A 24,190-nucleotide genomic window follows, 5' to 3' on the forward strand; every position below is an offset into this window, starting at 1 on the left:
TACTGTATGCAAGCGGGGTGTAGCGCAGTTGGTAGCGTGCGTCGTTCGGGACGACGAGGTCGCAAGTTCGAATCTTGTCACCCCGACAGTAAGCCGGTTCTTTATGAACCGGCTTTTTGTTTTTCATCTCACCGGGATTTCTTCAAACAGATTCTTTCCAATCAATTATTTATATCGGGAAAAATATTACTTTTACCGTCACATGTGCGTTTCTAAAATCGCACGATCTGAAAACCTTAATTCTGTATAATGAAGATCTCATTTTCCCAGCAACAGTGGGCAAATCTGATTATCCATGGATTCGCCGCCGCCCATGTGCTTTCCACTGCTTTGTTCCGTACATTTAGTGCTGATCCGGGCTGGCTGTTGAGTATTCTCACCATCCTGATGATCGTCATGCTTACCCGTATCAATGATACTCCGCTTGATGTTACTGCTGCCATAGCTTTGATTAGTTGTCTGGCCGGATTTTATCTGGGAACGCTGGGAGCAGATGTTATGCTGGTGCTCCTACCTCATTCTGTAGTTCTCTCTCAGGTCATTACCACGTTGCTGGTTACAGAGATTCTGGGATGGCTTACCTTTCTAATAGTCAGAAAAAGCAAATCAAAATGAAAGAAGAACGTTCGGCAGCAAGTACAAAGTCTCGCACTACCTGGAAGGAGCTGGCTATTCTGGCCGGCGTGGTACTGCTTTTCCGGATATTGTATGTGGAAATAGTTTCCTATCTGCAGGCCGACTATCACTATAATATCGGCGATTTGCTCAACTCCATATTTAAAGAATACCCATTAACGCTGCTGATGGTGGGCGCTGATTTCCTGGCGGTCCAATATATCGGGAAACGCTACAGCTATGGAGAAAATACGGTGAAGCGGATCGTGATGACGCTGCTTGCCGTAGTCGTTCTCTCCTCGATGGCAACCCTGTTTCTTTGCGGATTACAGTTGAGGAAGAATTTCTCCGTGAATGACCTGTTTGTCAGCGGCTATGTGGGGGCTATTTTCTTTGTGGCATTGATGGTCAACGCGGTGATTATCGGAGTATGCGACATTATATTCTACTACAGGAAATCGCACAAAAAGGCATTGGACGCTGAGATTCAGAAGCGAAAAAAAGCCAGCTTCCAATACGACCAGCTCAAACGGCAGCTTAATCCGCATTTCCTCTTTAACAGCCTCAATGTCCTGGATTATCTGGTGCAGACTGATGCCCAGCGCGCCAGCAACTTTGTCAAAAAGCTAGCCGGGGTGTATCGTTATTTGCTGAACAAAGAGGCTGATCCTGTCGTTTCTGTACAAGAGGAAATTGACTTTGCCACGATGTATGCCGATTTGCTGAAAGAGCGTTTCGATACCGGATTGCAGATCAGTTTTGAGATTGATCACTGGGCGCTCGACAGCCTGATTATTCCCTGTAGCATTCAGATTGCCATTGAAAACGCCACCAAACACAACATCGTAAGCAGTGACAAGCCTCTGAAAATCCGGATCTATACCACGGAAGATTTTATTTGCATAAGCAATAACATCCAGCTCCGGATTTCGGAAGTTACCTCTAACGGCGTTGGGTTGAAAAGCATTAAAGGCCAGTACGATACCATTTTCAAGAAGCCCATTGTCATTGTCAAAAACGAAGATATTTTTGAAGTAAAATTACCATTGATCGCCAGCGAATCGTAAACCATAGACCATGAACATATTAATTATCGAAGACGAAAAACCGGCTCAAATCCAGCTTGAAAGACTGCTGAACACTCATTTCCCTGAAATGGAGATTGTCAACCGGCTTGATTCTGTGACTTCATCTGTAGAGTGGTTGAAGAACAACTCCGTGGATATCATTTTTATGGATGTGGAGCTTTCTGATGGTCAGTGCTTCGAGATCTTCAAACAGGTGAAGGTCAATGCGCCGGTGATCATCACCACGGCTTATAACGAATACGCGATAAAGGCATTTAAGGTAAACAGTATCGACTACCTGCTCAAACCTATCGACCAAAACGAGCTGATCGAAGCGGTCAACAAAGCCAAAAAGGCAACTCTGAAACCGGCGCTCGATTTGAGTCTTCTGGAAAATCTGCTTCAGGGAAAAGCCACCAAAGAGTACAAACAACGCTTTACTATCAAGCTGGGCGACAAGATACTGCTGATCAATGCTTCTGAAGTGGCCTATTTTCAATCGGAAGAAAAAGCGACCTTCATTGTCACTCATGAAGGTAAACGTTACATTGCCGATTTCACGCTGGATGCCATTGAACCGTTACTAAACCCAAAAGATTTCTTCCGGATGACGCGCGGGGTGATTGCCAATATCCAGTCGGTGAAGTCTGTCTCCAAGTATTTCAACAGCCGCCTGAAGGTGACGCTAAATCCTCCCACTTCCGAACAGATACTGGTGAGCCGGGTGAAGATTCCGCTTTTCCTGTCGTGGCTCGAAGGGGAGTTGTAGTTTCTCTTCAACATTTACGGCTTATTGAAGTAGAGGTGAGACTGCTCCTCTCATTTTCTGATCTTCAGATTCTCAAATCTGCCAATTCCCACATTTGCTCATTTCCAATTCATCCTTTCAATTCTTCACTTCATCACTATTCCATTTGATTAAGGGATAAAGATTTAGAAATTTGTCAGACCTGAAACTAACCTTAATTCCGCGTCTGACATGAGAAACTATATCCTTGAAACCGTTTTGGTTTTTCTGCTCATCTTTGTCACCGTTTCTATCTGGGCAAAATCTCTTCCGGACGAATTTACTCCGGCATTATCCCATCATTCGGAGCTGAACTACTCTTCCCTTGGATCAATATTTACCCTTTGGGCTCCGACTGCCGCTAAAGTGAAAATAAATCTCTACAACAACGATACCGATCTTCGTCCAATTCAGACCATTTTCATGAAAAAAGGGCTGCAGGGGATGTGGACTGCTATGGAAAAAGGGGATTTGAAAGGCAAATACTATACTTTCCAGATTCAACATAAAGGGAAATGGCTGAAAGAGACTCCCGGTATATGGGCAAAAGCGGTGGGTGTCAACGGCATCCGGGCCGCTGTCATAGACCTCAAAAGCACTGATCCCGAAGGTTGGACAAATGATGTCCGTCCATCTCTGACACACCATACAGACATCGTAATCTATGAGATGCACCACCGGGACTTCTCGGTTGCACCCAATTCGGGCATTCAGCATAAAGGTAAGTTTCTGGCTTTAACCGAAAACGGAACAAAGAATGCGGAAGGTCTCTCTACCGGAATCGATCACCTGAAAGAGCTGGGAATAACCCATGTGCATCTGCTTCCGTCTTATGATTTTGGGTCGATAGATGAGACCCGCCTGAGCGATAACCGTTACAACTGGGGCTATGATCCCAAAAACTACAATGTGCCGGAAGGTTCCTACTCGACTCATCCCGCTGATCCTGCGACACGTATCCGTGAGTTTAAGCAAATGGTACAGGCTCTTCACCGGAATGGGATCCGGGTGATCCTGGATGTGGTCTATAACCATACTTTCGTGACTGATGAATCCAATTTTACACTGACTGCACCGGGCTACTTTTACCGGAAAAACAAAGACGGCAGTTATTCCAATGCCTCCGGATGTGGCAATGAGACGGCTTCCGAACAGCCGATGATGCGCCAGTTTATGATCGAATCGGTGAAGTATTGGGCAAAGGAGTATCATGTGGATGGTTTCCGCTTCGACTTGATGGGCATTCATGATATCGAAACAATGAACCAAATCCGCAAAGAGCTGGATAAAATTGATCCGACCATCTACATGTATGGAGAGGGATGGACTGCCGGAGCTTCTCCGCTGGATGAGTCTTTGCGTGCAGTGAAGAAGAATGGCTTGCAGTTTCCGCGCATCGCCGTCTTCAGTGATGACTTACGTGATGCCATAAAAGGCAGTTGGAACGATGCTAAGGCTCCCGGTTTTGTGGGCGGGACATCCGGACTGGAAGAGAGTCTGAAGTTTGGGATCACGGGGGCTACGCAACATCCGCAGGTGAATTACTCTCACGTCAACTATTCCCAAGCCCCTTATGCCAATAATCCCGATGAGGTTATCAACTACGTCTCCTGTCACGACGATATGTGCCTGAACGATAAACTGCGGGAATCCTCGCCGTTTAATACAAAGGCTGATCAGATCAAACGGCAAAATAAACTGGCACAAACGATTGTATTTACGTCGCAGGGCGTGCCGTTTATCTTGTCGGGCGAAGAGCTGTTCCGCACCAAAAAAGGGATTCACAATTCATTCCAGTCTCCCGATTCCATCAATGAGATTGACTGGCACTGGAAGACCATTCACCACGATCTGTTTGACTATTACCGGAATCTGATCCTGTTGCGCAAGCAGCATCCCGCCTTCCGGATGAATACGCAGGCGGATGTGGCAAGCCATCTTCGTTTTCTCGATATTAATCAAAAATGTGTGGTCGGATTTATACTTGCCGATCATGCCAATGGGGATGAATGGAAAGATATTCTGGTGATTCACAACGGAAACAGACAGCCGGTTGAGGTTTCTGTTCCTGACGGGGAGTGGATGGCTGTAGTAAAGGATGGCCAGATTAATCTGTCGGGGTTGGGCAATATCGAAAATAGCCGGATTACCATTGCCCCGGTTTCATCATTGATCGCTTTTCGAAAATAAGAACTTAAAGAAATAGTCAGCATGAGAACAAAGCCGCAACTCTCTTCTGCCCAAATCTGGAACATGAGCTTCGGATTTCTGGGTATTCAGGCCGGATTTGCTTTGCAAAATGCAAATGCGAGCCGCATCCTTCAGACCTTTGGCGCTGATGTCGGGTCGTTGTCGTGGTTTTGGATTGTGGCGCCGCTGACCGGAATGATTATACAGCCCATTATCGGCCATTATTCCGATCATACCTGGGGCAGGCTTGGACGGCGGAAACCCTATTTCCTGGCCGGGGCACTGTTGGCAGCGCTGGCGCTTATCTTTATGCCCAATTCGGCTATGCTTTCAGCCATTGTTCCGCCTTTGTTGGTGGGAGCAGGAATGCTTACGCTGATGAATGCCTCGTTTAATGTGGCGATGGAACCGTTCCGGGCATTGGTAGCCGACCTGTTGCCGGATAATCAACGGACGTTGGGCTTCTCGGTGCAGACTTTTCTGATTGGAGTAGGGGCCGTGATTGGCTCCTGGCTACCATTTATCCTGTCGGAATGGATGGATGTAGATAAACACACCCCGAATGGAGAGGTACCTGTCAACGTGATTATTTCGTTTTATGCGGGAGCTGCCATGATGGTAGGAGCTATCGCATGGACCATAATCAAAACTAAAGAATATCCGCCGGAAATTCATCGCCAGTTCCAGTCGGATGATCAGCCTGCAGAAAGTCATCAGCACAAGGGATTGTCAGTCATCCTCAAAGATATTGCCAGTATGCCTAAGACCATGAAAGAGCTGGGCATCGTTCAGTTTTTCTCCTGGTTTGCCCTGTTTGCAATGTGGGTATATACCACGCCTGCCGTTGCTCAACACGTTTACGGAACAATTGATCCCAACTCCGAAGCTTACCAGAAAGCCGGAGACTGGGTGGGCGTACTCTTTGGCGTCTATAATCTGGTAGCGATGTTTTTTGCATTGGCTTTGCCCGGAATTGCCGCCAGGACCAACCGGAAGATTACCCATGCCATCTCCCTGACCTTTGGGGCGGCGGGATTGATTTCCATTTTCTTTATCACCAATCCTTATTGGCTGATTCTTTCCATGGTGGGTATCGGGATTGCATGGGCGAGCATCCTGGCAATGCCTTATGCGATACTGGCCGGAGCCATTCCTCCCGCTAAGATGGGAGTTTATATGGGCATCTTCAATTTCTTCATTACTATTCCTCAGATAGTGAGCAGTCTGGCCAACGGGCCGATTGTCAAATATGTATTTCACTCAGATTCCATGTATGCCATCTTGATGGCTGGAGTTTGTCTGTTGATTGCCGCTGTGTCGGTTGTGTTTGTTCAGGATAAAGGTTGACAAAAGAAGCCCCTTTCCTCCGTATTTACCAACAAAAGTTGCGGAGGGGCGAGCAGGGCGATAAGAACGATTCAACGATCATTTTGTAAGATCAATTTTGTCGGTATTGATTTTGAGACGCCCCACACACTTGTTTTTTACTTCTTCCGGGCAAATTCCACGCGTCTCAGATTTTCTTTTAGGCGCTTATCAGCCATAAAACAAATCTTTTTGGCCTTAACGCGTTTTGGGGTACACTCTTCGGGCGTTTCATGCCCTTCGCTGGTCACTGAAACAGTAAACCGGCCCAAATCTTCCAACCTTATGCTATATCCCTCATGGAGATATTCTTCCATAATTTCAACTAACCCAATCAACGTTGCCCGTACATCTGTTTCTGTCAGGGTGCAACGTTCTGATAACTCTTTAGCCAACCGGCGTGTATCTATTTCGCCTGAACGAACAGGTATTGCGTAATATTTGGCTTTTTTTTCACCCACACCGCTACGCTTCGTCTTTACAATGTATTTGAATCCCATAGTTTTTTGATATTTATCCGTTACTTTTATATCAATGATACGGTAAGTTTATTAATAACTACCTGATTTATATGCTCAAAGATGTACATCTTATTATATAATATACCTACATCTTTATATTGCATAGATGTACATCTTTGATATATGCAAATGTACATCATTTCATGATAAGTTGCTTTTCATTTTCAAAAACCTTCAGTATCATTTCCGGAAATCATCAATATGTTTGCCAAATCCATGCTATTCTTCCGTCAAGCCGGATTAAGGCCGTAGAAAAGTGATGTATGGTCAAGGCGGAAAAGCGGGGTTTCTTTTAGACTAATGCTCATGATGGGTATATAATGTCGGAATCATCCTTTATATTTGCCATTGATTCTTATGCCAATGGGTAACACTCTGATTGCAATAACATTTAACACAATCATATTATGAAAAACAGCTTCCAATTACCGGACTTCCCCGGTTCAGATTTTGTTATTGAGACCTCGTTCTTGTCAGGAAAATCCAGATTATATATAGATAATATCCCTGTAGAGCAATCCCGGGAAAAAGGGAAACCCTATTTGATTCCAACTCCGGAGGGTAGTTTTATCAAGGCTTATCCGAAGAGAGTACCTCTTGAGTTTGTCCCAACATTGGAAATTAATGGAACTGTGCATCATATTGTAGCCAAAATGTCATGGCATGAATATCTGATCGGGGGGCTACCTTTTCTATTGGTATTTATCGGAGGGTTGATTGGTGGAGCATTGGGTGCAGCAGGAACGATCACGAATTACTCAATATTCAGGGGCGAAAGTACTGCAACAATGAAATACATGAAGATCATCGGAATTACAGTCTGCATTTATTTTGCCTACTTTTTGCTGGCTGTAGGCCTGAACCTTTTGATACGCTCTTAATGCAAACTTATCAATGCAATATACAGCGCTTGCACAAATATTGTTAAGTGAGCTTCGCCTCGCAAACTATTGATTATATTCGCATTATCAATCAATTTAAAATCAATACATCGTATGAAAAAGCTGATAGCATCATTATTCGTATCTGCCGCTTTGATGGCATCCGGTTCTGCAATGGCTCAGTGCTGCCATAAAAACGATACAGCAAAGGCTGCAACATGTTGCAAAAAAGGCGATAAGAAAGCTTGCTGCAAAAAAGGCGAGAAAAAAGCCGATAGCAAAACTGAAAAGAAAGCTGAACAGAAATAATTCCGGTAAAGAATTATCCAATAAAATAGGACTCATTTCGTCGTGAAGTGAGTCCTATTTTCATTTTCCGTGAGATGAAGGCTAAAGTTATTACTGCTGTGCAGAGATTATATTACCGGACTAAAGTGTCCGTCTGAAAATACGAGTCTCGGAACCATTATTATAATGACACTTTTTGAGTCCATTTTTGATTCTTGGATTTAATCTCTACAATGTAGATTCCTTTCTTCAGGTTACTACCAATCCGGGCAACCAAATCAGTTATCTTCGTACTGGTAATGTTTTTTCCATACATCGTGTACAAAGTAGCGTTCATTCCAATGAATTTTGAGTCTTTGAAGGTTAAGGTTATAGCGCTTCCATCGGTTGATATTTCAGCAGGAAAAGAAGCATCGGTTGTTAAAATGGTATAGCCGGTTATTGTGTTGGAAGTCTGTGTGCTATTAAGGATTGTAGAGTTAGAGTCACTAGTAGTTGTGCCTGAAGATGTAGGATCTACTGTTGAAGTTGAGGTTCCGGTTAGTGCAGAGGTTGTTGTGGTTGTACTTGCTTTTGTGGATATTGTCAATGTAAACCGATCAGACGTTTCTGTATTTGAGGTAAAATTATAAATCGGATTGACGGTTAAGTCCTGAGATGTTCCGGTTTTGTTATCGGTCAGAATAACTGTTGTTCCCGGATCAAAGTTCAGTATTTCTGTAGCTTTAATACTAAATGAACCTGTTTGTCCGGCCTGGAATCCAACTGGCACCTGTTTGTATCCTGTGTAGGGTGCAAAGCCATTTATTACAATATGCACTCCATCTGCGTAAGTCCAGATTTCAGGATAAGATGGTCCATTGTCCATTTTCTCGGAATCATATGCGTCATATCCGTCACTGGCGTTAGTGAAAAAACCGATATAGAGTTCATCGACATAACTTCCGGAAGCTACTTGTAAACGAACCGATTTTACGACTTCCTGGGCAACGGCACTTTGAAATATCGTACTGCCAACTGATAATATTAATACTGAAACCAATCTAAAAGAGAAATGCTTCGATACGCTTTTCATAATAACATTGACTAAACGCAATAGTCCGCACGCTGAATACAAGATTAGGGTTTTCATAATCATCCGTTTTTAAGGTTAAAAAATGAACATTAAGGGTTGAATCGATCAAATAAATAAACAGGGTTCAGGTCATGGGGAAGGATCTATCAATATTCAGAGTAGAGAGTAAATCTCAGTTGTGAATGTCTTTCTTCGTAATAGATCGTGATAAAAACAGGGTTAACTTTCTGCGATTATAATTTCAGGTTCTACAAATCAGGATTATTTTGTCTGATCACTGAAATCAATATTGGCAAATATAGAAGATATTGAATTTGAAAAATGCAGGTGGAAAAAAAATATAGAATTACACATGCATAGTGTGTTGCTAATGTACTTATAAACATGAAGATATGGAATTTACAAGTAAGTGAAAATATAGTTGATAAGTTGAATTAAATTCCCAATTATAACCAGAAAGGGCATAGCCTCATCAGCTATGCCCTTCCGGAAATTATTAATTCAACGCTTTTTTAAACTTCGCAAGTTCATCGGCAAAGAAATTCACCGAATCGCTTTTTTCTTCCTGTCCGCGCTTCAGGGCAAACTCTTCTAACTTGATTGCCTCCTGAATGAAACCGAGTTCAAACAGGATATGGGCATAAGTATCGTTGATCTGTATCTCTTCCGGTTTCAACTGGTAGGACTTGAATGACCATGCTTTGGCTTGCTGTAACGCATTTTTATCGTTGAAGGTCTTGTAGTTTTCGTACACATACCAGCTGATATCGTTATAGTCATAAGGGGAAATGCTATCCTGAGCCAGATAGAGTTTCGTCTTTTGCAAAAGCTTATTCCAGCTATTCAGGTCATTCTTTTGAGACCGGGCTTTGTAATACGCCATCCGGAATTCGGCAAACGTTTTATGCTTCGCGAAAAGTTTCGGATCCACTTTACGCAGGGAAATGTATTTCACACTATCCTGCATGTTGGCATCGAGTAAGCTCATGATTTTATCAGTCACCTCCTTCTTGCCGAACTTCTTTTCGTATTCACCGCGATGTTTGACAAAGAACTTAAACTGCGGATTGTCCACATCATCCACAAACCAACGATACAACCGCCACGAACCTTCAGTCAAACGTTGTTCCGGGGTCTTGTTATTAAAATACTCTGCCAAAAGCGATTTCTTGTCGGAAGCATAACTATTGGCCGATAAGTAGTTGGTCAACGTCTCTGCTGAACGATCGCCTTTGCTGATTTTCTGTTGCAAAGCTTTCAGATTATTGTTGCTATCCATGGCTGTTTTCCCCAATGAGAGCAGATGCTCAGCCCCACCACATCCGATGGACATGTGTTCCACTTCGCCTTTGGCATTGAGAAACAGCAATGTGGGATAAGCCCTGACGCCGTACTTTTTAGCGATAAGCCTGCCTTCGGGTGACTCCATATCGAAGGAGAGGTTGATGAAGTTTTGATTGTAAAAATCTCCCACCTCTTTCAGTGGGAAAATGCGGGAAGCCAGATAACGGCAGGGGCCACACCATTTGGTATAGCAATCCATGAAGATCAGCTTGCCTGCTTTGGCCGATTTATCTAATGCTGTCGATAGCAGAGAGTCATTGCTGAATTTTATTCCGTTATTCTCTTCCGTAATATCATTGGCTCTTACCCAAATTTCATCAATAGGCATATAGGTCATCTGATGCTCTGAATTGGAAATATTGGATTGCAGAAAATTCCCCCAGAAGTGGAGCGTATCATTCTGAATGGTAAAGGTGTAAAGATTGGCTGTCCTAAGTCCGTCATGAATGGTCACGAAGGTGTTATTGTCAAAGACCCTGTATTTCCCGCTATTGAAGTTGGTGCCATTGCTATTCCGGCCTTCAAAGGTCAGATTTTTATTGAAATAGAGCGTTCGACCGGAGGGGGTACTGCCAGTGAGATTTTGCACCATCCGCCAGGTGGTACCGACCAGATTTACGGTTTTCGACTCATTACTTTGTGCCTTGGCTGCCGGAATGGATGTCCCTATAACCAGCCCCAAAGCTAATCCGGAAAGAATTGATAATTTTCTCATAGTAAATTAAGTATTATTGGATTAAAATGAAGCTCAGGCATATAAAATGCTATTGCTTCGTCATATTGTGTTCTTTGATGTCAATGACTTTGGTTGCTGTCCCGGAAAAACAGTCCGGAGGGGCTGAAAAATGGTCGGGAGTCTGCCTCCCTCGCATTTTTCAGTGCCGCTCTCGCGTTTTTCAGCGCCTCTAACGCATTTCGGAGTGACTCCCACGCACTTTTCAGTGCCGATGATGCATTTTTCAGTGCCTCCCTCACGATTTTCAGTACCGACGACGCATTTTTCAGTGCCTCCGGGGCATTTCGTTGCGCCTCTTTTGCGTTTCGATGGTCGCAAACCTGTTAGGTCTCCATTAATTCCGGTTATCCCCCTTTATCAAAAACTCTTTCAGATCATTAAGTTCAAAATGAGGCTTAGAATAATCTATACTGACCGGAACATCGGGGAGAATGCCCTGGTCTTTTCGCGCACCGAAGGGGAATTTCCAAAGGGTATTTGAGACCTGATAAAGGATCTTACTGTTTGGCAACTGGTGAACGGGGGCATAAACATAAGCAGCCGTAGTTCCTCCGGTCTCTTCACCGATGACTTTTCCCCGCCCGCTGAACTTAAACCAGGCTGCCACGCCTACAGCCGCCGAATAGGTGTAACCGCTCTGAATCAGATAAACTTTGCCATCGTAGCCGTCGGTAATTATATTGGTGCATTGATGAACCGGTACGGTATCAAGTTTTGTCTGGCCCGGCATCTTTTTGTACATCACCGATTGCCAGTTGCGAGCCTGATGGTTCAGCTTATTGTACAAAAGGCTGTTCACCTCATCACCTCCGCCTCCGCCATTGCGGGAAACATCAATAAACAGATTCCGGATTCCTTTCTCTTTCATGTCATTGAAGCTATTGACCAGAAATGCGTCCAGGTCTTTTATACCTTCTTCATTCATCGGGCAGGTATTGTATTCAATCAGGGCAATAGACTCCTTCTCGAAAGAGCGGTACTGGAATTTCTCGTTCCGGTCGTAGTACCGGGAGTTGCCGGATAACAGATTCTGAGCAGTGATCCCCTGTTCGGTGGTGTTGGCTTTCATTCCTGATTGATTCCAGCGGGTTTCGTATTCAAACCAGGGGCCCTGGATGTTGAGGATTCCATGCAGAATGAGGCCAAAATTGCTTTGCACATTCCAGTCGTTCATCTTCTGCTTTTCATAGTTTGTGGTTTGGCCCAATTGGGAAAGGATTTGACCGGCCGGTACCTGGTTAATCGAGAGAATCTCTATTTTCGATGAATCATTCCGGCTGAAGGAGAGGAAGAGTTTGCCGTTTTCAATGCGTACCTGATGCGGGAAGAAGAGTCCGCCGGATTTTGCATAACTCATGGTTTGACGGGAATTGACGATCGGATTAATGTTCGTATGTCCGTCAAAAAGTTTATTCAGGCGGATCATCCGGCTAAAGAACTCGCGGTACGGCAGGGGCTGGCTAATCGACTGCCGCACTTTGGCCACTTCCTGATTGAATTTTTCCTTCGTGGTATAGGCATACATGTCCGGGTGATTGTTAGCCAGGGTTTTAATCAACTCGTCCAGATCGGCTTTCATCTCTGTGGGTGTAAGCGTCTCTTTATTGATGGCAAATATGTTTTCAGCCGGTTTCATTGTCCAGACTCCGGCGGTATGATCATCCGCTTGTTTAAGTTGCATCAGGGTATCGCCGGTTGCCGGGATCAAAGCCTGACCGTTCACCTTGGAGATAAATGCACGGAAATAACCAAACTCCTTCACCGTCCAGAGTTGGGCATCGGTCTCTTTGATATCCTCCTGAACGATCATTGCCTTTTTAGAGGATTCGCCCAATACCACAGTAATGGCTTTTCGGTTGTGTTCGGAAATGATTTTGTAGTAATCCCCCTCTTTTTTGAGTGACCAATGCTGGTTGGGTCCTTCATTGCGGGCATAGAGGATGAGTTCCCTGCCATTCAGACCGGAACCATTGGGGATGTCGATACATTTTCCGGATGGAAATGCTACGATCGAATAATTTTCGGAACTCTTTGCCGGCTCTTTTACCGAACTGATCTTGCGGATAATCCGCAATTGCATCGTGTCGCAACGGTTGTTCTTATCTCTGATGGTGAAATGCAACTGGTTGCTTGGGTCATCGCTGTTTAGCTTTCCCTGAAAACCGATCAATCCCCCCGCTTTGACCGTATCGCCCAGATGCAGGGAAAGGGCTATTGCTCCCAGATGCGCGTATTGGGAGGTTTCGCCATCGGTATGTTTCAGTTCGACCACTGCACCCTCTTTCTCATTGCGGTTTAGCACAGTGATCACACCCTCGCGGGCAGAGAGTACCTCGGCGGTAAATGCACCATCATCAATTCGGAAGCGGATGCCGTCACTCAGGCTACCGGGCAATACTTTCGCTTTTCCGAAATAAGGAAGGTGGTATTTGGATGCGGGAAGGGGCTTGTTGGCTGATAAATCGGTTTGTGCCTGCCCCATGACCGGAGCCATCAATAGCATGACGGATGTAAGAATGACAAGCATCTGTTTCTTTGTCCGCTTACAGGACAATGTTTTTCTTAGATTCTTCATTTGGGTATGTGTGTTATAGTAGAATATTATTTTGTGTTGAAGGGGTTTTCTATGATGTCCGGTAGTTGGATATTCATTGCCGTCTGCTTTAGCTGACGTATAAAAGGGATGCTTCCAATTCCGGCTTTGCCTGATAGTTTTTCGGCTAAAGCCGGAATTGTGATTGAATTTCCTTCCCGTCAGCTGAAGCTGACGGCAATGAAGACATTACCCCTATTTACTCTTTTTCATTGTGGGTCGATAAGGCTCCACCCAGACATACTTTTTGCCATCAGGAGTGAATTTTATTTTGTCAGTATTGATTGCCGCGATCTGACTTTTCAAATGCTCAGCATCGTCAATCATTCGTTGGATTTTTTCGGAAGGTTTGAATATGGCAAAATAAGAACTTGGGAAATAACCTTTGTAGAAAATATATTGAACCTCTTCGCACCAGAGCTCCATCAGTAATTGGGCGCATAATTGAGCTTTTCGGGGAGCGTTGGGTGTCTCGATGCAATATTTGATACATTTAGCATCTTTCTTGTTGGGATCAATCCTGTCCATCATGTGAATGCCTGGGTGATCGGGATACTTTTCCATCATGATCTTTTTGTCCTTGCCGGGTTCACCTTCTTTGGTTTCGCAATTCCCAAAACGCATAAAAGCGCCCAGTAGATAGGACAGTTTCTGCTTCTCCGTCTTCAGCATCTCTTGCCTCAGATCACCGGAATAAATGGTATCTCCTTTAAGCGTTTTGTTCCAGGAAGGTTTGTAGTCGAAATACTTGTCGATAGCCGCAGATAAAGCAGCTGAATACAACTTTATTCCTTTGGGAGCTCCGTTGTTTACAAGAAATATATCAGGACAATCCGTACTAAAAAGAGAGTCGATAAAAAGAGCTTGCCCTAATTGACCCTTTAGGTAAACATCTACCCGGTGATAGTTGAAACCGTCAACGCCAGGCTTGAATACCCGCTGGTACCCCATATATTCATCCAGCATTCCTAAGAGAAAACTTTCTTTGTCATACTTTTCCGAATCAAATTGCGCTTTCGACAACAAACTGCAAACCAGAAATGCTGCAAGACATAAATAACGATTGAGATAGCACATAATATTTTGTTTTAGATGTGTTTGAATTTAATGGATTGTGTGTGGTTAGACCTAACAGGTTTTCAAAACCTGTTAGGTCTGATTCGCAAGAAAACAAGACGGGGATAGTGTGTAATAGTTTTCATGGTAAAAAGTATTTATTATAGCGGCTATGTAAAAAGATGAACTAAGGATTAAAAATGCTTCATCATGAGTTGTTTTATTATGAATATTTCACATGTTGGGCTTTTGGGAATAGGTGTATAGCTATGGTTTTACTAAATCCGTATTTGGATTTGCTAATTTGATGAAATATTTGCTCTTGCTGGTACACTATTTAATCAACGAGGTAGATAAAAAGGTCAATCTTGCTCTGATGGAGGCTTTATCGGGTCGAATATGATTTTGACTACCGCTAATTGTTGTTGTTATAGGAGGAAATGAAGCCTCTACGGGAGTATCCGAGCTTTAACACACCCTGTTGGAGACTGTACACGCCCTGTCGGAGGTTTAATCGGGGCTGTTAAAGCATGAACTGGAGCTGTCGGAGCTTTAACACGTCCTGTCGGAGTTTGGATACGCCCTGTCGGAACTTTAATCGTAGCTGTTAAAGCTTGAACAGGAGCTATCGGAGCTTTAATACGTTCTGTCGGAGGTTGGATACGCCCTGTCGGAACTTTAATCGGGGCTGTTAAAGCTTGAACAGGAGCTGTCGGAGCTTTAACACGTCCTGTCGGAGATTGGATACGCCCTGTCGGAGCTTTAATACGCCTAATTCGAGCTTCGACAAGACCGTAATAGCGTTGATTAAGGATGATTGAATTAGCTTGCTTTCTTGTTTCTTATCCGATATCCCAATTTGAATTTACAAAAACAGTTATATGTAATAGGATGGAATTGATGTCGTATTAATTGGAGAATATGAAATATGCGTCAAGCGGCATTAAGCCGCTGACCGGTGTGGAACGATTGCATTCAGCACACCCTATTAACTAGCAGAGGATGCTTTTTGGTCAGATATTGTTATTTATTGATTTTAAAGTCTTGTCCGGTCTTCGCGGAAATGAGTTCCTTTACCTTCTCTTCAGCAGCCTGATTTTTATTGGTAAACAAGCACGGGAATCGGACTCCGGCTGAAGATCCCGGATAGGCATCCCGGCGAATCAAAGCATTAAATGATCAACCATTATAACTCAATTATGAAAGCCCTAAGAATACCACGAAACATTGCGGCATTGCTTTTTCTTCTTTTATTGCAGTCATTTTATACGTTTACTATGGCTCAGATTAACTGGCCTGACGGACAATTGCTTCCTTCATTCCCGGCGCCGGCGGCTACTCAGGATTTGATTTACCTGAACGGCTCCGTTACGCCTTACGCCAAAACCTGGCGCTGGCAGGCTGAAGATTCTACCATTTCCCATAATACAGGACGGCTGGAGACCGATGGCTGGTTGTGTCAGGTGGGGGTAGATGCGGCCAACCAGTACATGATATACGGGCCCAAAGACAGAAACGTCACCGCCGGGCCAAACGTGGCGGAGTTCAGGATGAAGATTGATAGTAATACGGGGAGCGATGATGCGATAGCCGTTATTGATGTGAGAAATGCAACGACCGGAGCCACGCTCGCTTCTCAGACCGTTACCCGCCTGCAATTTACTACAGCAGGCAGTTATATGAGTTTTAAACTTGCCTTTTCGATGCCGGCGGACAGTCAGGCTATCGAGCTACGTGTCTATTGGAAAGGCGCTTCCTATACCAAGGTGGATTATGTAGGGGTGACGCAGGATAATGCGGATGCGGAACTCTACCTCTTCTCTTCGTTGAAAGGAATTATCAACAGGACTCAACCACGCATCTTCTCCTACGAAGGGGATTCCGGAGCCGAGGGGGCATATACCTGGATGCAATCCCTGGGGTCGAAATGGCTGGAGCAATCCAGTAACTGGGTGCTTGTCAGCAAATACCGCAAGGAGATCTCCGGACTTATCGTTTATGATCCGGCGCAGATCCATACGGTAAACCTGGCGGCCACACTCGCGAAAGACCAGAATGCGATCATTGCTTCCCCATCATTGCAGGCCAAACTAACGTCAACTCCCTATAATTTCCCGGTGTTGGTGGATTTGCGGGGTAAGTTTACCAGCAAGCAGCAGATTTATCAAACCCTGTACGATACCTATTGGCCAAATATTGACCACCGCCTGTTGATCGGGTTAAATCCGGAAGTTCATAAATCTTCCCTGCGTGAATATGCGATAGCCCTGGGGGCTGCCGTGATCTGGCTTGATCCGAAGGTCTCTGCCGAAAACTTATTACTCAGCCGTTTCTTATCCAGCATGCCTGCCGGTTCCAACTATATGGGCTGGTGGCCCGAAGAGGAGCCGGGCGTAACGAGAGGTTCCGTGTATGGAATTCCCACCATCGCCAGCGACTTCTGTACCAACCTGACTTATCACAGCGGGATGCCAAGGGGCATTACTGTCAGACCAATGCCGGCGAAACCGATGTTGCAAAACAAGATTTACGTAGCGTTCGTACTGAGTGACGGGGACAACCTGCAATACGTCGAGCACCTGTTGCGCAAACTCTGGAACAATGCCGACCGCGGCTCCGTGCCAATGGGTTGGACCATGTCGCCCGCTATGGTGGATGCCATGCCCGGTGCGCTCAACTATTTCTATAAGACAGCGACTGACAACGATAACCTGATTTCGGGTCCTTCCGGCTATGGTTACACCTATCCCAACAACTGGACCAGCTCGCGCCTGACTCAGTTCACGACCAAAACGGAAGAGTACAATAATCAGGCCGGATTCCGCGTAGTCACCGTATGGAACACCATCACAGGCGGGATAAACCTGAACGTGGGACTCTCATTTGCCAACAACGCTCCGACATTGCTCGGTATGACTGCCCAGAATACGGGTGGGGCGCTCAGCTTATACAATTCAAGCCTTCCCGGCATGCCGCTTTCCTGCAACTATTGCTACAGCGAACAGACGATGAAGGATGCCATAGCCTCTGCCGCTTCAGGATGGGATGGGACAAAGCCTAAATTCATCATCATCCAGGCTCAGCCGTGGACCAACATTACCCCGACCAGCTTTAAGAACGTGATGAATTCGCTCAACTCCAACTATAGCGTCGTGCGTCCCGATCATATCTTCCAGCTGATCCGCGAGGCCAATAACCTTTCGGTAAATCCGGGGGGGGTAGTGGGAACCGGAACGGGATTGACCGGCACCTATTATAACGGGATGAATTTTGAAACACAGGTGGGTACAAGGACTGATGCGAATATTAATTTCAGCTGGGGAATCGGTTCCCCAATGGCAGGAGTTAATACCGATGCCTTCTCCGTAAGATGGACCGGCCAGGTGCAACCGAGATATTCGGGTACCTATACCTTCTATTCCACCGGTGATAATGCCTGCCGCGTATGGGTGGATAATCAGCTGGTGATTGATAAGTGGACAGGGACTCCCGGTGCTACCTATACCGGAACCATCACCCTGACTGCAGGCCAGAAATACGATATCAAGGTGGAATACTTTGAAAATACCAATTCGGCCGGTTGCAAGCTGGAATGGGCAAGTGCATTGCAATCCAGGGAGGCGGTTCCTCAAAGCCAGTTGTATGCCGGGTCTTCTTCAGCGGGCATTCGCACTACAAGTCGTGCTGTCGGAGTCTCCGTCTCACCCAATCCCGTCGTTAACGGAATGATGAATGTCTCTATGGATGACAACAGTGATGAGGAAGCTACCCTGACGTTGTATGACCTCTATGGAAAACCGATGCTGAACACAGAGATTCAGAAACCGGGCAAACAGGTTAATGTGAGTAAAATCCCTGCCGGGATGTACATTGTCTCGGTTCGCACAAATGAGAATGTGGTCAATAAAGTAATTGCGATAAAGTAAGACGGGAAGAAATAGATAAGGGGAGAATGTTATTAATAAACACTCTTTTGGCGCAGCTTTAGCAATAGAAGAGTACGCAGAACCACAGAGGTTAGGGAAATCTACTCTGTGGTTCTTTGTGTAAAGCCCACACCGAACAGCGGCTTGACGCCGCTTGTCGGATTTACAAAAACTCTGTGGTATAGCAGCCCGATATTTTAACCATTGATTTCCATACTTGCCAAACCCTCTCTTTTTTCGTACTTTTGCGACATATTTCCCCGATAAATTAATGAGAATCCGAAACATAGAACTTCTGGCTCCGGCCAAAAACGCCGATACCGGTATTGAAGCCATTCGTCATGGCGCTGATGCGGTATATATCGGCGCTCCCCAATTCAGTGCGCGTGCCGCGGCTGGTAATTCCCTCGAAGAGATAGAACGGTTGGTGACCTTTGCCCATCAGTACGATGCCCGCGTGTATGTTGCGCTCAACACCATCCTGACTGACAGCCAGCTTCCCGAAGCGGAAGCGCTGATTCACTCCCTCTATCGTATTGGTGTGGATGCGATTATCGTGCAGGATATGGGTATCCTGGAGCTGAACCTTCCGCCGATTGCCATTCATGCCAGTACGCAAACCGATAATCGCACCGTGGAGAAGGTGAAGTTTATGGAAGAGTGCGGATTTTCACAAGTGGTGCTGGCCCGTGAGTTGACCATTCCCCTGATAAAAGAGATTGCCTCGCAGACCAAAGTCCCGTTGGAAGTATTTGTTCACGGTGCACTCTGCGTCAGCTACAGCGGACAATGTTACGTCAGCCAGGCCTACACCAACCGCAGTGCAAACCGCGGCGAGTGCGCACAGTTTTGCCGCTTGCCTTACCGGCTGGAAGATGCCAACGGAAAAGTCATTGCTACCAACCAGCACTTGCTTTCATTGAAAGACATGAATCGCTCCGAATCGTTGGAGCAGTTGCTCGATGCGGGCGTTACCTCGCTCAAGATTGAAGGCCGGTTGAAAGAGACTTCCTACGTCAAAAACATTACCGCCTATTACCGCAAGAAGCTGGATGAAATCATCAGCCGCCGCCCTGAGTATCGCGCAGCCTCTTCCGGCAAATGCAGCTTCAACTTCACGCCTGCACCGGAGAAGAGCTTCAACCGCGGATTTACCGATTATTACATAGACAAGAAAAATACTAAGCAGGAAAGTATTGCCAACTTCAATACGCCTAAATCGCAGGGCGAGTTCGTGGGCTTTGTAAAAGCATTGGGCCGTAACTTCTTTACAGTTTCAGGCATCGTTACGCTGAATAACGGCGATGGACTCTGCTTTATCAACGAAAAGGGCGACCTGGTGGGTTTCCGCGTGAACCGCGTGGAGGATAACCGCGTGTTTCCGGCAGAGATGCCTACTATCAAGGCGAAGACCAAGCTCTACCGCAACTTTGACCAGGAGTTTGAACGTCAACTCTCCAAGCCTACCGCAGAGCGTAAGATAAATATTTCCATTGAACTGTCGGAAGTACCTTTCGGCTTTGCCCTGACGCTGACGGATGAGAATAAGAAGTCTGCATCCGTTACATTTCCTTACGAAAAACAATCGGCGCAAACCCCGCAACGGGAAAATACATCAAGACAACTCTCTAAACTGGGTAATACCATTTTTACCGCTACAAACGTTGAGGTAAAGACCCGCGGGGATTGGTTTATTCCCGCTTCCCAGCTGGCCGAATGGCGCAGAATTGGCGTAGAGAAACTGGAGAATGTGCGCCGGATTGCCTTCCGCCAGCCGATTGCCCGCATAAAGGAGACGAATCATCCGTTTGTAGAGCAGAAGCTGACCTATCTGGCCAATGTGGCGAACAAAAAGGCGGAGCGCTTCTATTTCCAGCATCAGGTGAAGGAAGTAGCGCCGGCCTTCGAGCTGAATCCGCTCAAAGATGTGCCGCTGATGTTTATGAAACATTGCGTCAAATATGCGCTGGGCGTGTGTCCTGTGCATCACAAGGCGAAAGCTGACTACCGCGAACCGCTTTACCTGGTGAATAAAAACACCCGACTAAGGTTGGAGTTTGATTGTGGGAAGTGCGAGATGAGGGTTTATCAGGGATAAACTATTTCAGCCACTAATTCACGAATCTAAATAAACAACTATCGCCTGATTAAAAAAACACGAATGTTTTTCAAGACTGAAAAACGAATAATTTCCACCTTTCCATACTTGATAATAAGGTGATATTTCTTTTTCATTATATGAAAAAGATACGTGTGAATAAGGCATAATTCGATAAAATCAATTCGTGAATTCGTGGCTAAATATAAATAGACAACTATGAAGAAGACATTGCTTTTTATGGCATTATTGGTGGCGTTGAGCTCCTGCAAAAAGGGGAATAACAACCACTTTATCAATGGCGAGATTAAAGGATTGGGTAGTACGCCTGTCTATCTGGTTTCGGGCAGCGCCAACAGCCCGGTTATTGATACGCTGAAGGCAAAGAACGGTGTGTTAGCGTTTGACAAGGCTCCTTCAGAGCCGGAATTGTACACCTTGATTTTGCCGGATAATAAATCGGTAACGTTCTATGCCGATGAAGATTCCCGCCTGACCTTTAGCGGGGATATCAGTTCGTCTTCTTCTATTATGATTGATGGCGATTCGGTCAATATTAAACTGAGTGCTTACCGCAAATCCATTCAGCCTGAAATGGAGGCTCTGGCCAAAGCGAAACAACAAGCCGATAAGGCCTGGAGCAGCGACAGCCTGAAGCGTTACGAAGAGCTGCTTTATTCGGCACAAATGCAATCGGTTAAAAAGACATGGGCTCAGAAAACGGAACAGTTTATCGGGAAGAACCGTACTTCTCCCGCTGCTGTTATTGCGCTGCGCGATTACTACGTTCAGACTTCAGACCTCGTTACTTTACAGAAGCTGATTCCCAGAATTGATGCAATCGAGCTGAAAGAGTTCCTGCCGCATAGCGAATTAAAAACAGCGGGTAAACTGCCGTTGAAGAAAGGTTTTGCCATGCTTTCCTTCCAGGCTTATAACAGCGAATTGAAGCAGGATTATTTCTATCCGGCATCGGGCAAGAAAACGGTGGTGCTATTCTGGCAAAGCGATGATAAATATTCGGCTTATCTCAATAAGAAGCTCTCCGGACAGTTTGAGAAAGCGAAGAAAGATTCAGTAAACTACATCGCCGTCAGCCTTGACAATTCAGCTGAGGAATGGAAGGCAGCTGTAGCCAAAGGCGGTTATAAAGGAAAGCAGATTATCGTCAGGGGAGGATTCCAAAACGATAATATCAGCAAAGCCGGCATTAATCGTACACCGGTTTTATTGGTTATGGACAAAGGAGGAAAGGTTACTTCTGTTTGTGAGAACAATGAGAATCCCTTAAAATAAGAATCGACTCAGGACCCATATTAAAGAGCAAATCGATAATGCTGAGGTTCGGTAAAAAGCCGAGCTTCTCCTGAAATACCTGATAATAAGGTTGCGGCGTAAATTCGCTGTCCAACGTATAATCTCTCTTGGGGTGAATGGTTTCGCGAAAATCGAAACTGTTTGCCCCAGGTTCTTTTTCATAGGTTTGGGAAAATGATACTTCCGGGGAAATCTCCAGCAATTCTTCAATTTTCAACCGTAACGCCTCATTGAAATCAAACAAGAAATCGTACTTCTTCTGATAGAAAGACTCAAAATCATCCCGGTAATATTCGAAGAACGGGGTATTGTTGTATGCCGACACGATGGCCTGCCAATGCAAGTGCTGCCAGTTGCCGTGGTCTGAAATGCGAACATCTTTCGTCAGGCATTTCGCATCACCGGTTCTCTCTACCGGAACAGTTAGCGGCATTACACCATTCGCGGCAGCGATGTTGCAGCGGTTGCGGTAAGTCTGCTTCACGTAGTTACAATGCTGCTCAATCACCACTTTGGGAAAATGGTAAAGCTTGCAGAAATATTGAACGGGTGGGAGATAGGCGGTTGAGAGATATGCGGTATCCATAAGTGTTGCTGAATGTTATTGGTTTTATTACAGTCGATCAATGTTTAGTGAAAGCGCTACACACAAAGTACGATTCAATGGATTCGTGTTCCATTTTGATACTTGATATGAAACATCGACGTTAAATACGTGCAATTTGAGACCTCCCCCAAATGAAAAAAGAGATCCTTGTACTCCTTCCTTTTGAAGTGAATATCCGCTTCTTAGGAATAAACGCTCTTTATAGTTGTATTCTACTCCCCCGGAATAAATAATCTCCTGCATTTGATCTTTATTAAAGGATTTCAAGACTCCCTTGATCGAAGACATATCATAGTATTCTTCTAATTGGGTATAATATTTTTCTTCATCTCCATCCCAGGATGGATAAGATGGAGTAAGGTTTTTGTTTATATCAAGATTAAGAGCAAAAGCATTCTCAGTATCAATAGAGAGATAAGCTCCTCCTCCGAGACGTAGATTAGCCGGTAGAAAGTTTTTTGCAGTAGGATAATCAATTTTAGTACCAAGATTTGTAAGATTAAATCCCAGACTCCAGTTTCTTTTTAATTTATAGCCATTATCCTCCTCTGAATTATTAATAGGATGAGTATAAAATAAAGCAATATCGCCGGCGTAAGCATCTGCTTCTAGGTTTTCTTCCTTTATAAAGTGATTCATGTCAGAAGCAATGTAACGAAGGGTTACTGCTCCGGAAAGATACTTTGATAGCTTCCGTGAATAGCTCAGATCAATAGCGTTTTCCCGGGGTTTTACATTTCCCATAACCATACCTCCGGCATCTGTTATCTCTATTTTACCAAGAGAGAATCTACGAAATGAAGTGCTTAAACTCTGGTTGTCACTCAATTTGTAGTAAACAGCTGTATTGAAAAGGGAAACGTCATTAACCCCTGGTCTTGTCCAGTCTGTATAGGAAACGAGGCCTCCAATTTTTGATTCAATAAAGGCATATTTTGCTGGATTCCAAAATTGAGAATTGGCATCGGCAGAAGATGCAACTCCAATGTTTCCCATTGCTGCACCGCGGGCATCAGTAGGATAGTTTAAGAATTGCGCTGTTTGCGTGAAGGGATTATATACTATCTCTTCTTCCTGCGCCTTTAAATAAGTAGCGTTGGAAATTACGCCAATAAATAGAAGAGTGATTAAATATCTTTTCATCGTCTTTTACGTTAATTAGAATGCAAAGATAGGGAAATTAGGGATTAAGGGGATGAGGGTGAGAGGGAATGAATTTAAGAATGCATTTATCGCAAAAGAAAAGCCGCATACTTATCTAAAAGTTGCGGCTTACAAAGCGTTTTGATTCGTTTTACTCATGCTCTTTCCGTGTCTCGAGTTTTACACTTTCCAGTTTAGTCTGAGCCTGGTCTGCCAGGTCATTAACTGTGTCTCTTACTTTTTCCAGTTTCCCGGAAACTCCGTCAATGAAGTCATCGAATTTTTGTTTCCACTCATCGATGTAATCGTCTTTCATCTTCAGGATTCTACTGCCAGCTTCCATCCCTTTGCCTTTTTCGGGGGCAAATAAAACGCCGAGGGATGCACCGGTTACCAAACCTGCCGAGAAGTAGAAAATTACTTTTGCTGTACTCATAATATCATACTTTTAAGGTTAGATTAATAGGCTATGCCAATCAATAGTTTATGGATGAGGAAGAATTCCCGATTCGACAACATCACGGTTGCCCAAAAGGAGAATGTGCGCCAAACCTTCTTCTGAAAGGTTTCACTTTATTGAA

Annotated in this window: 18 protein-coding genes and 1 tRNA gene; 11 read left to right on the forward strand and 8 right to left on the reverse strand. The window is 44.8% G+C overall.

The features are described 5' to 3' along the window. Positions 1 to 13: 13 nt before the first annotated feature. From MLE17_RS10755 to MLE17_RS10780, 6 genes are all read left to right on the forward strand, one after another. Positions 14 to 86 (forward strand) — tRNA-Pro (locus MLE17_RS10755). 163 nt (positions 87 to 249) lie between these two features. Beyond that, positions 250 to 615: a hypothetical protein gene (locus tag MLE17_RS10760; RefSeq protein WP_243348802.1), complete on the forward strand. Its 366-nt coding sequence runs from the start codon at positions 250 to 252 to the stop codon at positions 613 to 615. After that, positions 612 to 1,682 carry a sensor histidine kinase gene (locus MLE17_RS10765; protein ID WP_243348803.1) on the forward strand — a complete coding sequence of 357 codons (1,071 nt, stop codon included), beginning with the start codon at positions 612 to 614 and terminating at the stop codon, positions 1,680 to 1,682. The genes MLE17_RS10760 and MLE17_RS10765 overlap by 4 nt, the downstream gene beginning before the upstream one ends. 10 nt (positions 1,683 to 1,692) lie before the next feature. After that, positions 1,693 to 2,451 carry a LytR/AlgR family response regulator transcription factor gene (locus MLE17_RS10770; protein WP_243348804.1) on the forward strand — a complete coding sequence of 253 codons (759 nt, stop codon included), beginning with the start codon at positions 1,693 to 1,695 and terminating at the stop codon, positions 2,449 to 2,451. Between the two features lie 210 nt (positions 2,452 to 2,661). Continuing rightward, the gene (gene pulA, locus MLE17_RS10775; RefSeq protein WP_243348805.1) at positions 2,662 to 4,659 is read left to right on the forward strand and encodes a type I pullulanase; all 1,998 of its coding nucleotides are present in this window, start codon (positions 2,662 to 2,664) and stop codon (positions 4,657 to 4,659) included. Between the two features lie 21 nt (positions 4,660 to 4,680). After that, a complete protein-coding gene (locus MLE17_RS10780; RefSeq protein ID WP_243348806.1) occupies positions 4,681 to 6,006 on the forward strand; it encodes an MFS transporter in 1,326 nt (441 codons plus the stop codon). A gap of 137 nt (positions 6,007 to 6,143) precedes the next feature. On the opposite strand, the gene MLE17_RS10785 is transcribed toward MLE17_RS10780, so the two are convergent. Beyond that, positions 6,144 to 6,524, reverse strand: a complete 381-nt coding sequence (locus tag MLE17_RS10785; protein ID WP_243348807.1) for an HU family DNA-binding protein — start codon at positions 6,522 to 6,524, stop codon at positions 6,144 to 6,146. A 428-nt stretch (positions 6,525 to 6,952) separates the two neighbouring features. Between MLE17_RS10785 and MLE17_RS10790 the strand changes: the two genes are divergently transcribed. Together MLE17_RS10790 and MLE17_RS10795 are read left to right on the forward strand one after the other, a co-directional pair. Beyond that, the gene (locus MLE17_RS10790) at positions 6,953 to 7,426 is read left to right on the forward strand and encodes a hypothetical protein (protein WP_243348808.1); all 474 of its coding nucleotides are present in this window, start codon (positions 6,953 to 6,955) and stop codon (positions 7,424 to 7,426) included. 114 nt (positions 7,427 to 7,540) lie between these two features. Beyond that, a complete protein-coding gene (locus tag MLE17_RS10795; protein ID WP_243348809.1) occupies positions 7,541 to 7,735 on the forward strand; it encodes a hypothetical protein in 195 nt (64 codons plus the stop codon). Between the two features lie 160 nt (positions 7,736 to 7,895). Here the strand turns inward: MLE17_RS10795 and MLE17_RS10800 are convergent, their stop codons facing one another. From MLE17_RS10800 to MLE17_RS10815, 4 genes are all read right to left on the reverse strand, one after another. Continuing rightward, complete coding sequence (locus MLE17_RS10800) at positions 7,896 to 8,846, reverse strand: T9SS type A sorting domain-containing protein (protein WP_243348810.1); 951 nt, start codon at positions 8,844 to 8,846, stop codon at positions 7,896 to 7,898. Positions 8,847 to 9,285: 439 nt separating this feature from the next. Next, on the reverse strand, positions 9,286 to 10,848 hold the full coding sequence (locus MLE17_RS10805) for a thioredoxin family protein (protein WP_243348811.1): 1,563 nt from the start codon (positions 10,846 to 10,848) through the stop codon (positions 9,286 to 9,288). 355 nt (positions 10,849 to 11,203) lie between these two features. Further along, positions 11,204 to 13,444, reverse strand: a complete 2,241-nt coding sequence (locus MLE17_RS10810) for an RICIN domain-containing protein (RefSeq protein WP_243348812.1) — start codon at positions 13,442 to 13,444, stop codon at positions 11,204 to 11,206. A 213-nt stretch (positions 13,445 to 13,657) separates the two neighbouring features. Further along, positions 13,658 to 14,539: a hypothetical protein gene (locus tag MLE17_RS10815; RefSeq protein WP_243348813.1), complete on the reverse strand. Its 882-nt coding sequence runs from the start codon at positions 14,537 to 14,539 to the stop codon at positions 13,658 to 13,660. Between the two features lie 1,178 nt (positions 14,540 to 15,717). Here MLE17_RS10815 and MLE17_RS10820 point away from each other — a divergent pair. From MLE17_RS10820 to MLE17_RS10830, 3 genes are all read left to right on the forward strand, one after another. Next, complete coding sequence (locus MLE17_RS10820; RefSeq protein WP_243348814.1) at positions 15,718 to 18,444, forward strand: PA14 domain-containing protein; 2,727 nt, start codon at positions 15,718 to 15,720, stop codon at positions 18,442 to 18,444. A gap of 271 nt (positions 18,445 to 18,715) precedes the next feature. Further along, on the forward strand, positions 18,716 to 20,542 hold the full coding sequence (locus MLE17_RS10825; protein WP_243348815.1) for a peptidase U32 family protein: 1,827 nt from the start codon (positions 18,716 to 18,718) through the stop codon (positions 20,540 to 20,542). 219 nt (positions 20,543 to 20,761) lie between these two features. Beyond that, positions 20,762 to 21,838, forward strand: a complete 1,077-nt coding sequence (locus tag MLE17_RS10830) for a thioredoxin-like domain-containing protein (protein WP_243348816.1) — start codon at positions 20,762 to 20,764, stop codon at positions 21,836 to 21,838. Here the strand turns inward: MLE17_RS10830 and MLE17_RS10835 are convergent. The 3 genes from MLE17_RS10835 to MLE17_RS10845 form a co-directional block, all read right to left on the reverse strand. Next, positions 21,798 to 22,445 carry a WbqC family protein gene (locus tag MLE17_RS10835; protein WP_243348817.1) on the reverse strand — a complete coding sequence of 216 codons (648 nt, stop codon included), beginning with the start codon at positions 22,443 to 22,445 and terminating at the stop codon, positions 21,798 to 21,800. The two genes, MLE17_RS10830 and MLE17_RS10835, sit on opposite strands and share 41 nt — an antisense overlap. Before the next feature lie 27 nt (positions 22,446 to 22,472). Next, complete coding sequence (porV, locus tag MLE17_RS10840; protein WP_243348818.1) at positions 22,473 to 23,609, reverse strand: type IX secretion system outer membrane channel protein PorV; 1,137 nt, start codon at positions 23,607 to 23,609, stop codon at positions 22,473 to 22,475. A 151-nt stretch (positions 23,610 to 23,760) separates the two neighbouring features. Then, positions 23,761 to 24,045, reverse strand: a complete 285-nt coding sequence (locus MLE17_RS10845) for a YtxH domain-containing protein (protein ID WP_243348819.1) — start codon at positions 24,043 to 24,045, stop codon at positions 23,761 to 23,763. Between the last annotated feature and the right edge of the window lie 145 nt (positions 24,046 to 24,190).

Origin of the sequence: Parabacteroides sp. FAFU027 (assembly GCF_022808675.1) — a bacterium.
In the GTDB taxonomy this organism is placed as follows: domain Bacteria; phylum Bacteroidota; class Bacteroidia; order Bacteroidales; family UBA7332; genus CAXXIC01.